The organism is Caldichromatium japonicum, from assembly GCF_011290485.1.
Lineage (GTDB): Bacteria > Pseudomonadota > Gammaproteobacteria > Chromatiales > Chromatiaceae > Thermochromatium > Thermochromatium japonicum.
Genome location: NZ_CP048029.1, coordinates 33674 through 53170 on the forward strand (window position 1 = coordinate 33674; position 19497 = coordinate 53170).

Sequence of the window (19497 nt, forward strand, 5' to 3'; positions counted from 1 at the left end):
GGTCTTTTGCTAAGCGTATGTATCTCGATCTATCGCCATCATTCACCCTGGATCACGCGCGCCGTCTGCCGTCCCTATTCTTGCTGGTGCTGGTTGTTGGGCTCGCAGGTTGCGAGCGGGCGCTCTGGGATCCGACACTCAAGGTCGGCGCCCCAGGTAGCCATATCCTGGATAACGCGCAATCCAAACAGGCCGAGCCGCGCACCCTGCCTGCTGAAACCATCGCCATCGGCGAGCCCGAGCAACCGCCCAAACGCGCCGAGATCCTCCAGCGCGGCAGCGGCGCATTCGTGCGCAAGGTCTCACCGACCAAGGTGGATACCGCGCCGGGTGACATCACCCTCAATTTCGACGGGACGGATATCCGTGAGGTGGTCAAGGTCATCCTGGGGGATCTGCTGCGCGCCAACTATGTACTCCATCCAGCGGTGCAAGGGGCGGTCTCGCTCCAAACGGGGAGGCCGCTGCGCCTTGAGGACCTCTTACCCACCCTTGAGACCCTGTTGCGGATGAATAACGCGGCGCTTGTATATAAAGATAGGCGCTATGAGGTCGTGCCGCTGGCCAACGCCGTGCAGGGTCAAGTGACGCCGCAGCTTGGTAACTCGGATCGCCCTTTGCCGAGCGGCTATAGCGTTCAGGTGGTGCCCCTGCGTTATGTCGGCGCCGAGGAGATGAGCAATATCCTCAAGCCCCTTGCCCCTGAGGGCAGCATCATCCGGGTCGATAACCTGCGCAATCTCTTGGTCATTGCCGGAACCGGCTCGGAGATGGCCAACCTGCTCGAAACCATCCGCGCCTTCGATGTGGATTGGATGGCGGGGCTATCGGTCGGCCTGTTCCCGCTTGAATATGCCAAGACCAAGGATGTCGCTGCCCAGCTCGAATCCTTGCTGGCCGAGGAAGGTAACAACCCCTTGAAAGGGATCTTCCACTTCATCCCTATCGAGAGCGCCAATGCGCTCCTGGTCGTCTCACCCCAGGCGCGCTATCTGGAACAGGTCCAGACCTGGATCGAGCGTCTGGATCTAGCCGAGGCGCGCAACGATAGCTCGGAGCGGGTCTATGTCTATCGGGTCAGACACAGCGATGCCGAAAGCCTGGCCGATACGCTCTCCCAACTCTTCGGCGGGACTGGCAGCAAGCGCAAGTCAACCGTCGGCAACATCGCCCCTGGCCTGGGCAAGGCGACGAGCAGCACCACGGGCACGACCAGCAAGGGCACAACGACCACCAGCAGCGATGACAGCACCCAAAACCAGACCCGCCAAGGGGCCACCGCGCATGAGATCGAGCTCTCCTCGACCGTGAATATCGTCGCCGATTCGATCAATAATTCGCTTTTGATCCGCGCCACCCCGCGCGATTATCAAAAGATCCTGGATGCACTCAAACAGCTCGATATCCTGCCGCTCCAGGTCTTGGTTGAGGCGACCATCGTCGAGGTCACGCTGGCGGGCAATCTCAAATATGGCCTGCAATGGGAACTCTTCGGTCCGGGCAAGGAGGGTAAGAGCTTCGCCTCATTCGATGGCACACTGGATGATGCCAAGGCATCGGGGATCAAGACCATGTTCCCTGGCTTCAACTGGGCCTTGGTCAGCGATCCCAACACGATCAAGGCCACCTTAAGCGCCCTGGCCGGTCAGAACCTGCTCAAGGTTCTGTCATCGCCCTCGGTCATGGTCATGGACAATCAGACGGCCAAGATCCAGGTAGGCCAAGAGGTCCCGATCGCCACCTCCCAGCAAGAGGGGTTTTCGACCACCGACCGCACCTATACCACCATCTCTTACAAGGACACCGGCGTGATCCTCAAGGTCAAGCCGCGGGTGACCCCTGCTGGGCTTGTCCAGATGCAGATCGAGCAGGAGGTCAGTACCGTGCTCGATCAAAGCGCCTCGGCCTTGAACTCGCCCTCGTTCAAAAAGCGCACGATCACCAGTTCAGTGGCGGTGCGTTCCAATCAAGCAGTGGTCTTGGGCGGTTTGATCGAGGACTCCCAGTCGGACGGCAAGCAAGGGGTGCCTGGTTTCCACAGCCTGCCGGTCGTCGGTGCACTCTTCGGCGAAAGCTCCAAATCCGCCAGCCGCACCGAGCTTTTGGTGGTGCTCACCCCCAAGGTGATCGCCAACGATCAGGATATCGAGTCGGTCACCGAGGACTTTCGCAAAAAGCTCCAGGGGCTCAAGACCGGTCTCTAACCCTAACCCAGAGCCCCTTTAACCGAGCAACAGCTAAAGAGGAGTACCCTTCCCGGTCAGTGCGCAGGGCCTATTCCCCGGTCATTGCGAGGAGCGAAGCGACGAAGCAATCTCACAGAACGCCCCGCTGCACTTTGGGGATGCTCTGAGATTGCTTCGCTTCGCTCGCAATGACTCCTTTGGGAAGATCTGAATGAGTCCATCCTGGACTTCTCAGATCACGCCAATCGAAAAGTGTGATCCTCGACCTGCCTGCGCAGGCAGGTCGGCTTCATTTTTCAACGACCATGAGTCGTTGAAAAATGGCGGCACATCCCTGTGCCGCGGAAGCTCTGAGCTCATTCAGAGCTTCTTTTGTCATTGCGAGGGGCTTGAGCCCCGAAGCAATCTCATAGAAGGATCAAGTAGGGTGCGTATGACGCACCCTATAGCGCTTAAGCCCTGTAGCTCATTCAGGCAGGTCCGAATACCCCATCAGCCAGAGATCGACGGCGCGCGCGCATTGGCGACCTTCGCGGATAGCCCAGACGACGAGCGACTGGCCGCGGCGCATATCGCCAGCGCAGAAGACCCCTTCGACCGAGGTCTGATAGGCATTCGGCCCCTCGGTGGCGCCGCGGACATTGCCGCGCGCATCGAGTTTAAGTCCAGCCTCGCGCTGGAGCGCCTCGATCATGCCAGCATGCACGGGATGGACAAAACCCATCGCCAATAGCACCAGATCGGCCTTCAGCTCACCTTCGCTCCCAGGAACATCTTCCATCCGCCAGCGTCCATCGGCGTCCTTGTCCCAACGCACCTGGCAGTAGCGCACGGCCTTGACCCGCCCCTCGGCATCGCCGATGAATGCCTTGGTCGAGAAGTTCCACAAGCGGGTGCAGCCCTCCTCCTGTGAGCTCGAGGTGCGCAGGCGGTTCGGCCAATAGGGCCAAGTCAGGAGCTTGTTTTCGCGCTCGGGCGGGCGGTCAAGGATATCGACCTGGGTCACCGAGGCCGCACCATGGCGGTTGGCCGTGCCGATACAATCCGAACCCGTGTCCCCGCCGCCGATGACCAGGACATGCCGACCGGCAGCGCTGATGAACTCCTCATCCGGGACATAGACCCCTTGGACGCGCTGGCTGTTGCGCTTCAAGAACTCCATCGCGAAATGGATACCCATAAGTTCGCGCCCAGGGACATCGAGGTCACGCGGCTGCTCGGCCCCGCCGGCGAGCACCAGGGCGTCGTATTCGGCACGCAAACGGCTGACTGGAATATCGACACCGACGTGGGCATTGGTGTGAAACTCCACCCCTTCGGTGCGCATTTGCGCCAGCCGCCGGTCGATGAGCTTCTTGTTGAGCTTGAAATCGGGGATGCCATAGCGCAACAGTCCGCCGATTCGGTCGGCCTTCTCGAAGATGGCAACATGGTGACCAGCACGGGCCAATTGTTGGGCGCAGGCCAGGCCCGCCGGCCCCGAGCCGACGATCGCGACCCTTTTACCGGTACGATGCTTGGGCACCTGCGGCTTAATCCAGCCCTCCTCCCAGGCGCGATCGACGATGGCGCACTCGATGGTTTTGATGGTGACCGGTGCATCATGCAGGTTCAGGGTACAGGCGGCCTCGCAGGGCGCGGGGCAGATACGCCCGGTAAACTCGGGAAAGTTGTTGGTCGCATGTAGAGCATCGATCGCCGCCTGCCAGTCGCCGCGATAGACCAGGTCGTTCCAATCCGGGATGAGATTATTGACCGGGCAGCCCTGATGGCAGAAGGGGATGCCGCAATCCATGCACCGCGCCCCCTGTTGCCGAAGCTCAGCCTCGGAGAGCGGGATGATGAACTCGTCATAATGCACCACCCGATCGCTAACCGGCGCATAGCGCCGATCGGTGCGCGGATATTCCATAAATCCGGTTGGTTTACCCATGTTCGACAACCCCCTTCAGAGGCTTAGCGGTACGCGGCGGTAGCCGTTGACGCGATTTGATCTGGGCAAGGGCCCGCCGATAATCGACTGGCATCACCTTGACAAAGCGCGGCAGATAACGATTCCAATCCGCCAAGACCCGCTCGGCCACCACCGAGCCCGTATAGCGATGATGGCGTTCGATGAGCCATTTCAGGCGCAGGGCATCATGGCCCGACATGTCGCGAATGAGATCGACGAGCCCGTGGGTCTCGAGATCGCCACCCTGGTGCCCATTGAGTTCAAGGGCGAGATCCTCCTCGGGGATGGGCTCGAGCTCGACCATTGCCTGATTACAGCGTTCGGCAAAACGCCCATCTTCATCGAGGACATAGGCGATCCCCCCCGACATCCCGGCGGCAAAGTTGCGTCCCGTAGGCCCGAGCACCACCGCGACCCCGCCGGTCATATACTCACAACCGTGATCACCCACGCCCTCGACCACCGCTGTAGCACCTGAGTTGCGCACGCAGAAGCGCTCGCCAGCCACCCCGCGGAAGAAGCACTCGCCGCTGATCGCACCATAGAGCACGGTATTGCCGACGATGATATTGTCCTCGGCGCGCCCGATCCCCGAATCTCGCGGCGGATAGATGATGATCCGCCCGCCCGAGAGCCCCTTGCCGACATAGTCGTTGGCCTCACCCTCCAGCTCCAGAGTCACGCCATGCGCGAGCCAGGCACCGAAGGACTGACCCGCAGTACCCTTGGCCTGGATATGGATGGTGTCATCGGGCAGGCCCGCGTGTCCGTAGCGCTCGGCCACTTGGCCCGAGAGCATGGCCCCCAGGGTGCGGTTGTAGTTTTTGACGGCGATCGCGATACGCACCGGCTCACCGCATTCGAGCGCAGGTTGGGCCCGCTGGATCAGCTCATGATCGAGCGCCTTGTCCAGCCCATGATCCTGGGTCTCGCAGTTGTAACGCGCCACCTCTGCGGGGACAACGGGCTGGGCCAGCAGTTTGCTGTAATCGAGCCCATGTGCCTTCCAATGGGTGATGGCTCGGCGCATCTCCAAGCGGTCCGAGCGCCCGATCATCTCGTTCATGGTGCGAAAACCCAGTTTGGACATGAGTTGACGCACCTCTTCGGCGATGAAGAAGAAATAATTAATGAGATATTCGGGCTTGCCGCTGAACTTCTTGCGCAGCTCGGGATCCTGGGTCGCTACCCCCACCGGACAGGTGTTGAGGTGACATTTGCGCATCATGATGCAGCCTTCGACGATCAGGGGGGCGGTAGCAAATCCAAACTCATCGGCGCCCAACAGTGCCCCGATCACCACGTCCCGCCCAGTGCGCAAGCCCCCATCGACCTGGACACAGATGCGCCCGCGCAGGCGATTGAGCACCAGGGTCTGATGGGTCTCAGCCAGGCCAATCTCCCAAGGTGAGCCTGCATGCTTGATCGAGGTCAGAGGGCTTGCCCCCGTCCCGCCATCATAGCCGGCGATAGTGACATGATCGGCATGGGCCTTGGCCACGCCCGCCGCTACCGTCCCGACCCCGATCTCGGAGACCAGCTTGACCGAGATGCGCGCCCGGGGATTGACGTTCTTGAGATCATGGATGAGCTGGGCCAGGTCCTCGATTGAATAGATGTCGTGGTGTGGCGGCGGCGAGATCAATCCCACGCCGGGCGTTGAATGACGCACGCGCGCGATCTGGGCATTGACCTTGTGCCCAGGCAACTGGCCGCCCTCGCCGGGCTTGGCGCCCTGGGCGATCTTGATCTGGATGTCATCGGCATTGACCAGATACTCGGTGGTGACCCCAAAGCGCCCTGAGGCGACCTGTTTGATCGCCGAGCGCTCTGGATTGGGCGAACCATCGGGAAGGGGCTGATAACGCTCGGGCTCCTCGCCACCCTCGCCAGTGTTGGATTTCCCGCCGATCGCATTCATCGCGCGGGCAAGGGTCGAATGCGCCTCATAGCTGATCGAGCCGAAGGACATGGCCCCAGTCGCAAAACGCTTGACGATCTCCTTGGCCGGTTCGACCTCAGCGAGCGGCACCGGCTCATCGGCCCATTTGAAGGTCATCAGCCCGCGCAGGGTCAACAGGCGCTCGTTCTGCTCATCGACCAGGCGCGAGAACTCGACGAAGGTCTTGGCGTCATTGGCGCGAGTGGCATGTTGCAGCTTAGCGATGGTCTCGGGCGTCCACACATGATCCTCACCATGCACCCGATAGGCATAGTCGCCGCCGACATCTAGATGCTTGCGATAGAACAGGGCATCGCCATAGGCCTGCTGATGCCAGCGCACCGCCTCCTCTGCGACCTCAGCAAGCCCAATCCCCTCAATCCGCCCTTGGGTGCCGGTGAAATAACGCTCCAAAAAGGCGCTGTTGAGCCCTACGGCATCGAAGATCTGCGCCCCGCAGTAGGACTGAAAGGTCGAGATGCCCATCTTGGACATGACCTTAAGGAGCCCCTTGCCGACCGCCTTGATATAGCGATATTGGGCCTCTTCGAAGGTCAGGCGCTCAGGAAGATTCGGTAACAGCGACTGGATGGTGTCAAAGGCGAGATACGGATTGATTGCCTCGGCGCCATAACCCACCAGGGTGGCGAAATGATGGATCTCAAAGGCCGCGCCGGTCTCGATCACCAGACCGGAGCTGGTACGCAGCCCTTGCCGGATCAGATGATGATGCACCGCCGAGTTTGCCAGGAGCGCGGGGATAGGGATGTTGTCGCTGTTGGTGTCGCGGTCCGAGAGGATCAGGATGTTATAGCCATCCAGGACCGCCCTTTCGGCTTCTTGACACAAGCGCTCGAGCGCCCCCCCCATACCAGCGGCCCCTTCCTTGGCTGGATAGACGATCGGCAAGGTCTTGGTGCGAAAGGCCCCACCCGAGTTGTCCTCGATATGCCGGATACGTTCCAGGTCCTGATTGGTCAGGATCGGTTGACTGACCTCCAGACGCCAGTGTTTGCCAGCCTCGTTCAGACCCAGCAGGTTTGGACGCGGGCCGATCAAGGACACCAATGACATCACCAGCTCCTCGCGGATCGGATCGATCGGCGGATTGGTGACCTGAGCGAAGTTCTGTTTGAAATAGGTAGATAGATGCTTGGGCCGCCTGGAGAGGACCGAGGGCGGGTTGTCCGCGCCCATCGACCCCACCGCCTCTTGGCCTGTCAAGATCATCGGGATCAGCAGGAACTTGATGTCCTCCTGGGTATAACCGAACACCTGCTGGGCATCGAGCAGGGTATCGGCATCCGGGGCCATGGGCGCGACATCGGTGGGAAGCTCATCCAGATGGATTTGGGTCTTAGCCAGCCACTCGCGATAGGGTTGGGCCGCAGCTAGCTTGGATTTGAGTTCATCATCGTCGATGATCCGTCCGGCTTCGAGGTCGATGAGGAGCATCTTGCCGGGCTGCAGGCGCCATTTTTTGACGATCCGGTTCTCAGGGATGTCTAGAACCCCCATCTCTGAGGCCATAATTACCAGGTCGTCCTTGGTCACCAGATAGCGCGCCGGACGCAGACCATTGCGGTCAAGAGTGGCCCCGATCTGCCGACCATCGGTAAAGGCCACCGCTGCTGGACCGTCCCAAGGCTCCATGAGCGCCGCGTGATATTCATAGAAGGCGCGACGGGCGGGGTCCATCTGGTTATTCCCCGCCCAGGCCTCAGGAATCAGGAGCATCATGGCATGGGCGAGTGAATAGCCACCCATCACCAGGAGCTCCAGGGCATTGTCGAAACAGGCCGAGTCCGACTGACCCTCAGGGATCAGCGGCCAGATGGTATTGAGATCATCTCCCAGGATTTCGGAGCGCATGGTATGGCGGCGCGCCGCCATCCAATTGAGATTGCCGCGCAGGGTATTGATCTCGCCGTTGTGACAGATCATGCGAAACGGCTGGGCGAGATCCCAGGTCGGGAAGGTGTTGGTCGAGAAACGCTGGTGGACCAGCGCCAGGGCCGAGACGAAACGCGGATCGTTGAGGTCTAGGTAATACTGGCCGACCTGATGGGCAAGCAGCATCCCTTTATAGGTGATGGTGCGCGATGACATCGACACGACGTAATAGTCGGTCTTTTTGAAACCCGCGGCGCGGATGGCATTATCCATGCGCTTGCGGATAACGAATAGCTTGCGCTCGAAGCTGTCCTGGTCTAGGCAGTTTGACCCGCGCGCGATGAAGACCTGGCGCACCACTGGCTCGGTTGGCAAGACGCTTTCGCCGAGATCGCTGTTATCGACCGGTACATCGCGCCAGCCCAAGACCCGCTGGCCGCCTTCGCTCAGATAACGCTCGACGGTTGCGATCATCTGGGCGCGCGCTGCGGCATCCTTGGGCAGAAAGACCATGCCCACCCCGTACTCCCCCAGCGGCGGCAGGTTAAAATCGAGCACCGCGCGGAAGAAGGCATCTGGAAGCTGCACCAGAATGCCCGCCCCGTCACCGGCCTTGGGATCGGCGCCCACCGCCCCGCGATGGGTCAGACGTTTGAGGATCTCCAGCCCCTGCTCGACGATGGCATGGCTTTTCTGATTCTTGATATGACAGATGAAACCGACGCCACAGGCGTCGCGTTCATTTGCAGGATCATAGAGACCCTGCGCGGCTGGTAGGGCACGAAGGCTCATCACCTGACCTCGTTGATACCTGGGGTGAATGGATGCCGACCGGGAGGCGGTATGACGCGAAAAAAAGGGGGGGCGGTTGGCAAACCGCCCCTATTTCGCCGGTAACATTTAATAATAACGCCCTCAGCGAAGGCGTGCCAACCGGCCAGCGGACCTTGCCTATCTTCAGGCAAGGCTCGCGTAAAGCGCGTCCTCGCCGAATGTACTCGTGATGACGGCCTCACCCAGGTGCCTAAGCAGCACAAGACGCAGCTGGCCGCCCAAGACCTTTTTATCGACAGCCATCAATTCGAGCATCCGTTCGGGCGTCAGTTCCTGGGGTAAATAGGTGGGCAGCCCGGCGGCTGCGATCAAACGGCGGGTGTGCTCGACCTCGGCATCGGTCAACCAGCCAAGCCGGGCGGATAAGGCTGCCGCTAGACAGATACCCACCGCAACCGCCTCTCCATGCAGCCAAGCGCCATAGCCCAAACCGGTCTCAATGGCGTGGCCAAAGGTGTGGCCGAGATTCAGAAGCGCCCGATTGCCCGACTCACGCTCATCCTCAGCGACGATCTCAGCCTTGATCTGACAGGAACGCTCGATGGCGAGGCTTAGGGCCTCGGGATCGCGTGCTAGGAGCCTAGACATGTTTGACTCGAGCCAGACAAGAAAGCCTGCATCGCGGATGAAGCCATATTTGAGGACCTCGGCCAACCCAGCTGAAAGCTCGCGGTCAGGGAGTGTCTTCAGCGTTTCGGTATCGACGATCACGGCGCGCGGCTGGTGAAAGGCGCCGATCATATTTTTGCCTGCCGGATGATTGATGCCGGTCTTGCCGCCGACGGATGAATCGACCTGGGCAAGCAGGGTAGTAGGGACCTGGATGAAATCGATGCCGCGTTGATAACAGGCTGCCGCAAATCCCGCCATGTCACCGATCACCCCGCCACCCAAGGCGATCAGAGTACAGTCGCGGGCAAAACGCGCCGCCAAAAGGTCATCAAAGATCCGCGCCCAGACATCCAAGGTCTTATAGCACTCGCCATCGGGCAGGATAGACGAGCGCACGTCCAGGCTTTGGAGCGCTGCCTGGACGGATTCAAGATAGAGCGGCCCCACCGTCTCATTGGTGACGATCATGACTTGGCACCCGCGCAGATGCGGGCGATAAAGCTCATGGCGTGCAAGCAGGCCTGCGCCGATATAGATGGGGTAGCTGCGCGCCCCGAGTGCAACCTGGAGTGTCTTCACCTTGGAACAGGACCTAACGACGTGTCAGCGATCAGACGGCCTCGGATTTCAGCCGACGGCAAATCTCTTTGACCACTGAGCTCGTACCGCGTTTTTCGGTCGAGACGACGAGATCCGCGATCTGACGATACAGCGGATCGCGCTCAGCCATCAGAGCGCGCAGACGCTGAAGGGGATCATCGGTTTCGAGCAAGGGGCGGTTGCGATCGCGCACCGTGCGCGCATATTGCTGGTCAGGGCTGCAATAGAGATAGATCACCACCCCACGCGCGGCCAGATCGCGGCGATTATCTGGATTCAGTACTGCGCCACCACCGGTCGCAAGTACGATGCGCTCTTCGGCAACCAGCTCGGAGATGACCTGCCGCTCACGGGCGCGAAATCCCTCCTCACCTTCATACTCGAAGATGGTCGGGATATCGACCCCGGTGCGCCGCTGGATCTCCTGGTCGCTATCCTTGAAGGTATAAGACAGGGCCTCGGCCAGTTGACGGCCCACGGTGCTCTTGCCTGCGCCCATGGGACCGACAATAAAGATATTTTGTGCGCGAATCATGGCATAGAATATGCCCAATTTCGACGCTCGAGGCAAGAGCAAGAGCGTGTGCCCTTCATCGTTTCTCTATCAGGTCGGTCTTGAGGATCTTGGGGGTCACGAAGATCAGAAGCTCGGTATTCTGATCGTTGCGCGCCTCCTTCTTGAACAACCGCCCCAAGACCGGCATATCGCCTAACCAAGGCACTTGCTCCTTATTGAAGGTCTTCTCGCGCTCGAAGACCCCGCCTAAGACTACCGTCTCCCCATTGTCCACTAGGACATTGGTCTTGATCGAACGGGTGTCGATCGGGGGTGTGCCCAGGACGCTGCGCGACCAGTCGGGGTTGTCCTTGTTGATCTCAAGATCCATGATGATTCGGTCATCCGGCGTGATCTGGGGGGTGACGTCGAGCTGTAATACCGCCTCTTTGAATGAAACATTTGTATTACCCTGGCCGGTCTGTTGTTGGTAAGGGATTTCGGTACCGACCTTGATCGTCGCCTTATGCTTATCGGCGGTCACGACGCGTGGGCTTGAGATGATCTCGCCGCGCCCTTCGCGCTGCATGGCCGAGAGCTCAAGCTGGACGAGGTAAGATCCCACCTTGCCGATCAAAAAGTCGATTGATCCTGAGGGTGAGACCGCGGGGAGATTGGTGATTAGGCTTGCATTGCCATCCGCGCCGGCAAGGGTGGAGTTATAACGCGTCCCCCCCGTATTGAGCCCGAATGGGCCTGAATCATAGTCGCTCGGGGCAATACCGCCGCTTTGCCCGCCGCCGATCAGGATCTCATTGCTGCCGAACTTCCCTGCCGACCCCGAGATACCAAATTTGACGCCCAGATCACGGGCGAAATTATTGCTCGCAATGACCACACGCGATTCGATCATCACCTGGCGCACTGCGACATCAAGCAGTTTAACCGCCCGGCGTACAGCCTCGAGTGCAGCCAGGGTATCCTGAACGATCAGGGTATTGGTGCGCTCATCGACGGTGATCGAACCGCGGAGCGATAGGATCCCCCGGTCCGGAATCCCTGCAGCAGCTGCCACCTGATCCATCCCCCCGGCCCCCTGCGCTTGGGTATTGCGCCGCCTGGCCGTCTGCGCCCCGCCGCCGTTACCCCGCCCCGAACCGAGCAGAACAGCCGCGATATCCGCTGCCTTGGCATAATTGACCTGGATAAATTCAGTGCGCAAGGGCGCCAGTTCCTCGATCTTTTGCATCGATTCCATCTCGAGCTGTTCCTGAGCGGCGAGCTCCTGGGCCGGTGCGATCCGCATCACATTACCATCCTGGCGCATCGCCAGGCCCTTGGCCTTAAGGATGATGTCGAGCGCCTGGTCCCAGGGAACGTTCTTTAGGCGCAGGGTGATATTGCCCTGGACGGTGTCGCTCGCCACCAGGTTCATGTCGGTAAAGTCGGCCAAGATCTGAAGCACCGAGCGGACGGGAATATCTTGGAAGTTCAGTGACAGCCGCTCACCTTCATAAACGACCTTTTTGCGCGCCAGCTCTTCCTTTTCCGCTGGCGTCAGGGCGCGGATCTCCAGGGTGAACAGGTCTTCGGTCTGATAGGCCATGTAGTCATAGTCGCCCTGGGTTTGGACCTCGACCTCGACGTTCTGCCCCTTCGGCCGAGACTCGACCATGGTTACCGGCGTGGCGAAATCCACAACATCGAGCCGCCGATAGAGCTGCTGCGGCAGGCTGGTCTGATAGAGATCGACCAGGAGGTGCATGCCTTCCTGACGCACTGCGACACGCGTCTGCGGGCTAGGCAGTTTGATCATCACCCGCCCCTCGCCCGTTGGACCGCGGCGGAAGCTGATGTCGCGGACCTCAGGTGCTGCATGCGGTCCCTGACGCACCCGTGCTGGTTGGGTCCAGGCTGGCGTTTCTGGGTTTTGAGCATTCGGCGTCTGGGCGCGAGCCGACTGTCCAGCAACTGGGGCAGAAGGAACTGGCTGTCTCTGCTCACCGACCTTGATAATGACCTGATTACCTTGGGTGCTGACTTGATAAGGGACCGGATCAGTGAGGTTCAACACCACCCGGGTGCGTCCGCCGGATTCGACCGCGACCAAGCTATGGACCGCTCCAAGACCAATGGGTACCGATTTACTGGCGAGGCGACTGGTCACGCCAGGTAGGTCCATGGCAATGCGTGCGGGCGATTCGGTCGCGAAGGTCTGGGGTTCGGGGATGGGGGCGCTGAGAGCGAGTTGGATCTCGATCTGCTGGCCGGGAAGGCTGGAAAATTTGACCTCCTGAAGGTCAACCGCCCAGATCGGGGCAGCCAGGGTTATCAGCATAGCGAAGACAACCAGCTGGTCACACCTGTTGTTGGCAATGCACCCATCGAATATCGCCCGCACCTTCTGCCATTGAATGCTCATGGGTCTTCCTCGGGTGTTATTTAGTCAGTGCGATCGTGGCCGAACGCTCCCGCCAATGACCAGGGGTATCAGCAACGATTTCATTGAGATGGATGGCATCCAATTCGATTTCGACGATCTGGCCATGATTCTGGCCCAGGTAGTTGCCGACAGTGACGCGATGTATGACGCCATCCCGCGTGCGAATCAATCCCCAACGAATGCCTTCTTGTTCAAGAGTACCGACCATCTGGAGTGAATCAAGCGGATAGCTTTCGAGTTCTTCGCGCGGACGATTGGGATCAGGGGCAGGTCCGCTTTCGACGATGAGATCCTCCTCTAGAGGCTGTTCCTTGACGTCCGATCGAAAGGGATCCCGACGCTCGCCTGGCTCATAGACAAAGGTCTCGACCGGTTGAGGTTCAGGGATGGGGTCGATCGGTCCAGGTGGACGGGCATTGACCTGGGCGATATAGGAGTCGAGATCGCTCGTATCCCGATATCCACAGCCTGTTAGTAATAAGAGTGTTAGTAATAAGAGGGCTAATACCCAAGAGATGAAAGAGGGTCGCGGTGGAATCACTTGCCACCCTCCTCTTGATAACGATAGGTCTTAAGGGTGGCCTGCATCGCTAGACGCTCAGGATTTCCTTTCTCGTTTCCACCCAAGATCTGGATATTATGGATCGTCACGATCCGCGGCAGGGCCGCTAGACCGCTGACAAAACGGCCAAAGTCATGATATTGACCGCGCACCCGGATGATGATCGGCAACTCTACGTAAAACTCTTGTGTCAGCTCGTTTTGCGGTTCAAAGCGTTCAAACTCCAGACCATTGGCCAATCCAGTCTGGGAGACATCGATCAGAAGTGCAGCAACCTCGGCCTTATTCGGCAATTGTTTGAGCATGGCGCCGAATAGCTCTTGCATCTTGGCAAGTTGATCACGATAGGCCTGAAGATTGGCTGCTTTTTGCTGTTTGACCTCGAATGTCTTGCGCAGCTCTTGTTCATTCTGCTGTTGGCTGGCAAGCTCCTCGAGCAAGGGCTTGGTGTCGTAATAATAGGCCGCTGCACCCAGGGCAATGCAGACGATCAGAATGGCAATGACCTTGACCTGAACCGGCCATTCGCCAAAATTGTTGAGATCAAGTTGGTTGAGTTCATTGAGATCCATGCGCCGCCTCCCGGACTTGGTGATGAGATCAGGTCTGCGGAGGCGGGCTGGCAGCCTTGGCCCCTCCCGCCCCGGGTTTAGGCGCGACCTGGTTAAATGACAGACGGAAGTGACTGAAGCCGGTTTCCTTGCCTCCCCTGCTTTCAATCAACATGAGCCGCGGCAGATCGATCGAGCGTGAGGCCTCGATCCTACGCATAAAGGCCGAGACCCGGGCATTCGATTGGGCCATGCCTTCGACCGTAATCGTTTTGCCGGATTGTTCGAGCTTAGTGAGATAGACCCCTTCGGGTAAGGCCGACACCAGTTCATCGAAGAGACGCACAACCTCGGGGCGACTTTTTTGCAGGCGCTGGATGATGTCCATACGCGCCAATAGGTTGGCCTTGGTCTTTTCGATCTCTTGGATCTCTTTGATTTTGCGGTCAAGGAGGGCGATCTGGTTTTGCAGTGTTTGGTTGCGTAGTTGTTGGGCGCTGATACGGTCCTGAAAATAGAGGTGTTGTCCAACGATCCCCACGCATACCAGGCCCACTGCTGTACCCAGCATGATCAGGAACTCTTGCCGGCGCTGTTGACGCGCCGCCTCGCGCCAAGGTAGTAGGTTAATGCGTATCATCAGTCAAACCCCCGCAAGGCTAGACCCACCGCCACCATCATCTCCGGCGCTTCACGCAGCAACAGCTTGGAATCGATCCGGGACGCAAACGCCATCTGGGCAAAGGGATTGGCTACCGCAGTCGGAATCTTCAACCGTTCCTCAACCACTGTTTGAATGCGCGGAATGCTGGCCGTGCCGCCCGCTAAGATCAGACGATCGATGCTTGAAAAGCTCGTGCCCGAATAAAAAAACTGCAAGGCTCGACCGATCTGCTGGGCGAGCGCCTCACGGAACGGGGTTAGCACCTCGCCTTCATAGGTATCGGCGACCGTGCCCTCGCGGATCTTTTGCATGGCCTGTTCGTCGGTTAGGCTATAGCGGCGTTGAACCTCTTCTTTGAGCTGGCGTCCGCCAAAATTCTGTTCACGGGTATAGATGATGCGGTCGTCATGGAGGACATAGAGGGTCGTGGCCGATGCCCCAATGTCAACGACACCAACCACCGGGCGTGTCTGAGGGTCGTTAACGTCCGGCAATAACGAACAGGCATTTTGGATGGCATAGGACTCGACATCGACCACGACGGGCGTCAGACCGGCGATTTCAAGGACGCTGGCGCGGTCATCCACATTCTCGCTGCGCGAGGCTACGAGCAGGACCTCCATCATCTCCGTGTTGCCAGGAGCTGGTCCTAGCACAGTGAAATCGAGCTTGACCTCTTCCAGGGGGTAGGGGATGTGTTGGTCAGCGCCATATTGGATCTGCTCTTCCATCTCCGCATCGCTGAGTGCCGCTGAGAGCATGATGACCTTGGTGATGACTGCAGCACCCGGTAGGGCAACTGCCGCCCGTTTTGTTTTGGTCCTCGACCTGGAGACTACCCGGCGGATGGCCTCGCTGACCGCCTCGTGCTGGGCGATCTTTTTGTCGCTAATGGCCCCCGGTGGGAGGGACTCAACTGCATAATGCTCGACGCGATAACGCGGCGTTGGCGTCGTCGCTGTGCGGGAGAGTTCGACCAGTTTGATCGCGGTGGTGCTGATGTCGATCCCCAGGAGCGGTTCGTTCTTGCGCGTGAGGCCAAACATGGTGATCTCGCTGGTCGTGGGCCTTGGCCCGCTGGTTTGTGAAATACCACGGTTCATTATAGACACATCAGGCAGGATGTCGATGGCCGATGAGGTATGTTGCCAGGTTCAACCGCGGCCCCCTTCGGATTTATCTAGGCATCTAGGCCGATCAGATCAATTGGTACAAGGAGGCATAGCCTATTGTATGATCACCCACGCGATCGGCCAGTATGCCTGTTTGTTGCAGAATCACTACAATTGGTGCCGTTGAGCGAGGGCGCCTTAGCGTCATAAAGGGGAGGACTGACATGTCCGTCCGCAATCGGGGCAATGCCCATAAGGAACGCCTGGCCTATGAGGCCGCACGCATCATGCTCGAACAGGGGCTCACCGATCTGGAGATGGCGCGACGTAAGGCCGCTGAGCGTGTTGGGATATTCGACCGCCGCCAGTGGCCGTCCAATGCCCTCGTCAAAGAAGCCGTTCTCGCCCAGCAGCGCCTATTTGCCAGCGCTACTCATCAGACCGAGGTGCGTCTGCTAAGACGCGAGATTATTCAGGCAATGCGGATGCTGATCAATTTCCATCCCCGTTTGATCGGTCTAGCCTTGCACGGTCTGACCAATCGCAAACAGGGTGTCGAGTTGCTCTTGTTTGCCGAACGCGCCGAGGATGTGCTCCTAGCGCTCATGGCTTGGGGCATCCCTTACTGGACGGGTGAACGTAGCCTAAGATATGCCGATGGTCAGCGGATCACGCACCCGATGTTCGGCTTTCTAGCCAATGAGATTCCCTTCAGATTGATCGTGGTGCCGCCGCGTACCCGCCGCCATCCACCGCTCGATCCGATCACTGAGCGTCCCCACCTGGGCGCAAATCTTGTCGATGTCGAACGCTCATTGGAGAGGGATGAGGGGCGGGCTATTTAATTGTGCTGGTTAGCGATGATTAGCGTTGCCAGATCGGGAGATAGTCGCGTTTGCCTGGCCCGCGGTAGATCTGACGCGGACGCCCGATCCGATTATCGGGATCGCCCATCATCTCGAGCCAATGGGCAACCCAGCCGACGGTACGTGCTACGGCGAACATCACCGTAAACATATTGCGGGGGATACCGAGCGCCTGATAGATGATCCCCGAATAAAAATCTACATTCGGATAGAGCCGGCGCTCAATAAAATAATCATCGCTGAGGGCGATTTCCTCTAGACGCATCGCCAATTCAAATAGAGGGTTATTGGCATCGGCCAATTCGTTGAGGACCTGGTGGCAGACCTCGCGCAGGATCTTGGCGCGCGGGTCATAGTTTTTGTAGACCCGATGACCAAAACCCATCAGGCGGAATGGATCATCCTTATCCTTGGCCTTGGCGATGTATTTCGGGATGTGTTTGACCTCCCCGATCTCAGTCAGCATAGCGATCACCGCCTCATTGGCTCCGCCATGCGCCGGCCCCCAAAGTGAGGCGATCCCTGCCGCGATACAGGCAAATGGGTTTGCTCCTGAGCTTGCGGCCAGACGTACCGTCGAGGTACTGGCATTTTGCTCGTGATCGGCATGGAGAATGAACAACAGGTTTAATGCCCGTTCTGCCAGAAGACTCGGCCTGTACTCCTCACAGGGTGTTGCAAACATCATATGCAAAAAGTTTGCACAATAACGCAAGTCATTGCGTGGATAGATGATCGGTTCGCCAATGCTGTGTTTATAGGCCGCGGCTGCGATCGTTGGTACCTTGGCAATCAGACGGTGCGCTGAGATCTCCCGATGGCGCACATTATTGATACTGAGCGAGTCGTGATAAAAGGCTGATAGTGAACCGACTACGCCGATGAGGATGGCCATCGGGTGGGCATCATAATGGAAGCCATTGAGAAAGTTTTTGAGATTCTCGTTGAGCATGGTGTGGCGCATGATCACCTGCTCAAACTCAGCGAGCGCCTTTTCATTGGGCAGCTCCCCATAGAGCAGGAGATAGGCTACCTCTAAAAAACTTGCCTTGGCCGAAAGTTGCTCAATGGGATAGCCGCGATAGAGCAAGATCCCTTGTTCGCCATCGATGAAGGTGATGCTGCTATGACAGCTTGCCGTAGACATAAAGCCCGGGTCATAGGTCAGGAACCCGGCTTCTTGATAGAGCGAGGAGATATCTACGGCAGGCGGACCCAAGGTGCCTTGGCGCAGGGGAAACTCATAGCGTTCGCCGGTAAGGTTGTTGATGACGGTGACGGTTTCAGTGCTCATAACACCTCCGCCGAGCTAGGATGGTGACCGGCTGGGAATGATTTCCAGCCGTCTAGGGTGGAATAAACGACTGGAGACACGGCTTGCGATGAGACGCAGGTCTTTGGCAGGTTGTTCGCACCGGATGCAATCGCCCCAGGCGCTCATCCGGCAAGGTGCGACGTCTGGAGGGATTCTAGTCGCTGAGCGGTAGGCGCGCTACACCGCTGGCAATGGCTGTCTGGGCGACAGCCCCAGCAACCCGCTCGCGCAGCCGCGGATCAAAGGGCTTGGGGATGATGTAATCCGGCCCAAAGCTCAATGCATTCAGGCCATAGGCATCCAGTACCGCCTGCGGGACCGGTTCCCGGGCGAGATCGCGCAGGGCCTCCACCGCAGCAATCCGCATCGCCTGGTTGATGCGCGAGGCGCGCACATCGAGCGCACCGCGGAAGATAAAGGGAAAGCCCAAAACGTTGTTCACCTGGTTGGGGTAATCCGAACGACCCGTGGCCATCACCAGATCAGAGCGCACCGCCAACGCCGCAGCGGGGCGGATCTCGGGGACGGGGTTGGAGAGGGCGAAGACGATCGGGCGCGGGGCCATGGAGGCAATCATCTCGGGTGTGACAAGGTCCGGCCCTGAAAGCCCGATGAAGACATCGGCGCCCTGCATGGCCTCGGTCAGGGTGCGCTTGTTGGTCTCGACCGCCACGCCGAACTTGTAAGGGTTGAGATCCGGGCGCCCCAAATGGATAACCCCCTGGCGATCGACACACAGGAGATGGTCGCGATGGGCACCAAGCGCCAATAAAAGACGTGCAGAGGCGATCCCCGCTGCGCCAGCGCCTAGGATGACGATCTGCGCCTCCTCCAGCGTCTTGCCCTGCAGCTCGAGGGCATTGAGCAGGCCGGCGGCCAGGATGATCGCCGTCCCGTGCTGATCGTCATGGAAGACGGGGATGTCGAGCTCGTCGATCAATGCCTGCTCGATCTCGAAACAATGAGGGGCGGCGATGTCTTCGAGATTGATCCCGCCAAAGGTTGGGGCGATGCGTACGACCGTTTCGATGAAGGCCTCGGGGGTTTCGGCCTGGACCTCGATGTCGAAACAATCGATGTCGGCAAAACGTTTGAAGAGTACCGCCTTGCCCTCCATCACGGGCTTACCGGCCAGGGGACCGACATTCCCCAGACCCAAGACTGCAGTGCCGTCGGTAATGACCGCGACCAGATTGCCCTTGTTGGTGTACGCATAAGCAAGGTCCGGGTCGGTATGGATCCGGCGTACTGGTTCGGCCACCCCAGGCGTATAGGCCAGCGCCAGGTCCTGTTGGGTAGCAGCGGGTTTGGTGACCAGGGTGCCGATCTTGCCTGGACGCGGCTGGGCATGAAAGCTCAGCGCCTTGAGATTGAGCTCATCATCGAGATGGGCGCTCTGCGCGGTCATAGCGGTCTCAGCGGATGTCTGAATAGATCAGCGCTCGACGATGAACGGTCGATCGCCAG

13 protein-coding genes are annotated in these 19497 nt (G+C 59.1%); 2 read left to right on the top strand and 11 right to left on the bottom strand.

Translation table 11 applies throughout. The annotated features are described in order from the left end of the window. Nucleotides 1–17: 17 nt before the first annotated feature. Nucleotides 18–2204, top strand: coding sequence for a type II secretion system secretin GspD (gene gspD, locus GWK36_RS00185; protein ID WP_166269027.1), 2187 nt, complete (start codon nt 18–20; stop codon nt 2202–2204). 448 nt (nt 2205–2652) lie between these two features. On the opposite strand, the gene GWK36_RS00190 is transcribed toward gspD, so the two are convergent. The 9 genes from GWK36_RS00190 to GWK36_RS00230 form a co-directional block, all read right to left on the bottom strand. After that, on the bottom strand, nt 2653–4119 hold the full coding sequence (locus GWK36_RS00190) for a glutamate synthase subunit beta (protein WP_166269029.1): 1467 nt from the start codon (nt 4117–4119) through the stop codon (nt 2653–2655). After that, the gene (gene gltB, locus GWK36_RS00195; RefSeq protein ID WP_166269031.1) at nt 4112–8767 is read right to left on the bottom strand and encodes a glutamate synthase large subunit; all 4656 of its coding nucleotides are present in this window, start codon (nt 8765–8767) and stop codon (nt 4112–4114) included. The genes GWK36_RS00190 and gltB overlap by 8 nt, the downstream gene beginning before the upstream one ends. A 165-nt stretch (nt 8768–8932) precedes the next feature. Beyond that, a complete protein-coding gene (gene aroB, locus GWK36_RS00200; protein ID WP_166269033.1) occupies nt 8933–10000 on the bottom strand; it encodes a 3-dehydroquinate synthase in 1068 nt (355 codons plus the stop codon). 31 nt (nt 10001–10031) lie between these two features. Then, complete coding sequence (gene aroK / locus GWK36_RS00205; protein WP_166269035.1) at nt 10032–10556, bottom strand: shikimate kinase AroK; 525 nt, start codon at nt 10554–10556, stop codon at nt 10032–10034. 55 nt (nt 10557–10611) lie between these two features. Beyond that, nucleotides 10612–12855: a type IV pilus secretin PilQ gene (locus tag GWK36_RS00210; RefSeq protein WP_166272260.1), complete on the bottom strand. Its 2244-nt coding sequence runs from the start codon at nt 12853–12855 to the stop codon at nt 10612–10614. Nucleotides 12856–12955: 100 nt separating this feature from the next. Next, on the bottom strand, nt 12956–13501 hold the full coding sequence (locus tag GWK36_RS00215; protein WP_246237600.1) for a pilus assembly protein PilP: 546 nt from the start codon (nt 13499–13501) through the stop codon (nt 12956–12958). Continuing rightward, nucleotides 13498–14094 carry a type IV pilus inner membrane component PilO gene (locus GWK36_RS00220; RefSeq protein ID WP_166269055.1) on the bottom strand — a complete coding sequence of 199 codons (597 nt, stop codon included), beginning with the start codon at nt 14092–14094 and terminating at the stop codon, nt 13498–13500. Before GWK36_RS00220 ends, GWK36_RS00215 begins: the two co-directional genes overlap by 4 nt. Before the next feature lie 28 nt (nt 14095–14122). Then, nucleotides 14123–14713 (bottom strand): PilN domain-containing protein, encoded by a 591-nt coding sequence (locus GWK36_RS00225; RefSeq protein WP_166269057.1) that lies wholly within the window; start codon nt 14711–14713, stop codon nt 14123–14125. Continuing rightward, on the bottom strand, nt 14713–15783 hold the full coding sequence (locus tag GWK36_RS00230; protein ID WP_166269059.1) for a pilus assembly protein PilM: 1071 nt from the start codon (nt 15781–15783) through the stop codon (nt 14713–14715). The genes GWK36_RS00225 and GWK36_RS00230 overlap by 1 nt, the downstream gene beginning before the upstream one ends. 290 nt (nt 15784–16073) lie before the next feature. On the opposite strand from GWK36_RS00230, the gene GWK36_RS00235 reads away from it, so the two are divergent. After that, nucleotides 16074–16694: a hypothetical protein gene (locus GWK36_RS00235; protein ID WP_166269061.1), complete on the top strand. Its 621-nt coding sequence runs from the start codon at nt 16074–16076 to the stop codon at nt 16692–16694. A gap of 19 nt (nt 16695–16713) precedes the next feature. On the opposite strand, the gene GWK36_RS00240 is transcribed toward GWK36_RS00235, so the two are convergent. Next, a complete protein-coding gene (locus GWK36_RS00240; protein ID WP_166269071.1) occupies nt 16714–18009 on the bottom strand; it encodes a citrate synthase in 1296 nt (431 codons plus the stop codon). Between the two features lie 175 nt (nt 18010–18184). Next, on the bottom strand, nt 18185–19438 hold the full coding sequence (locus tag GWK36_RS00245) for a malic enzyme-like NAD(P)-binding protein (protein WP_166269073.1): 1254 nt from the start codon (nt 19436–19438) through the stop codon (nt 18185–18187). Nucleotides 19439–19497 lie beyond the last annotated feature (59 nt).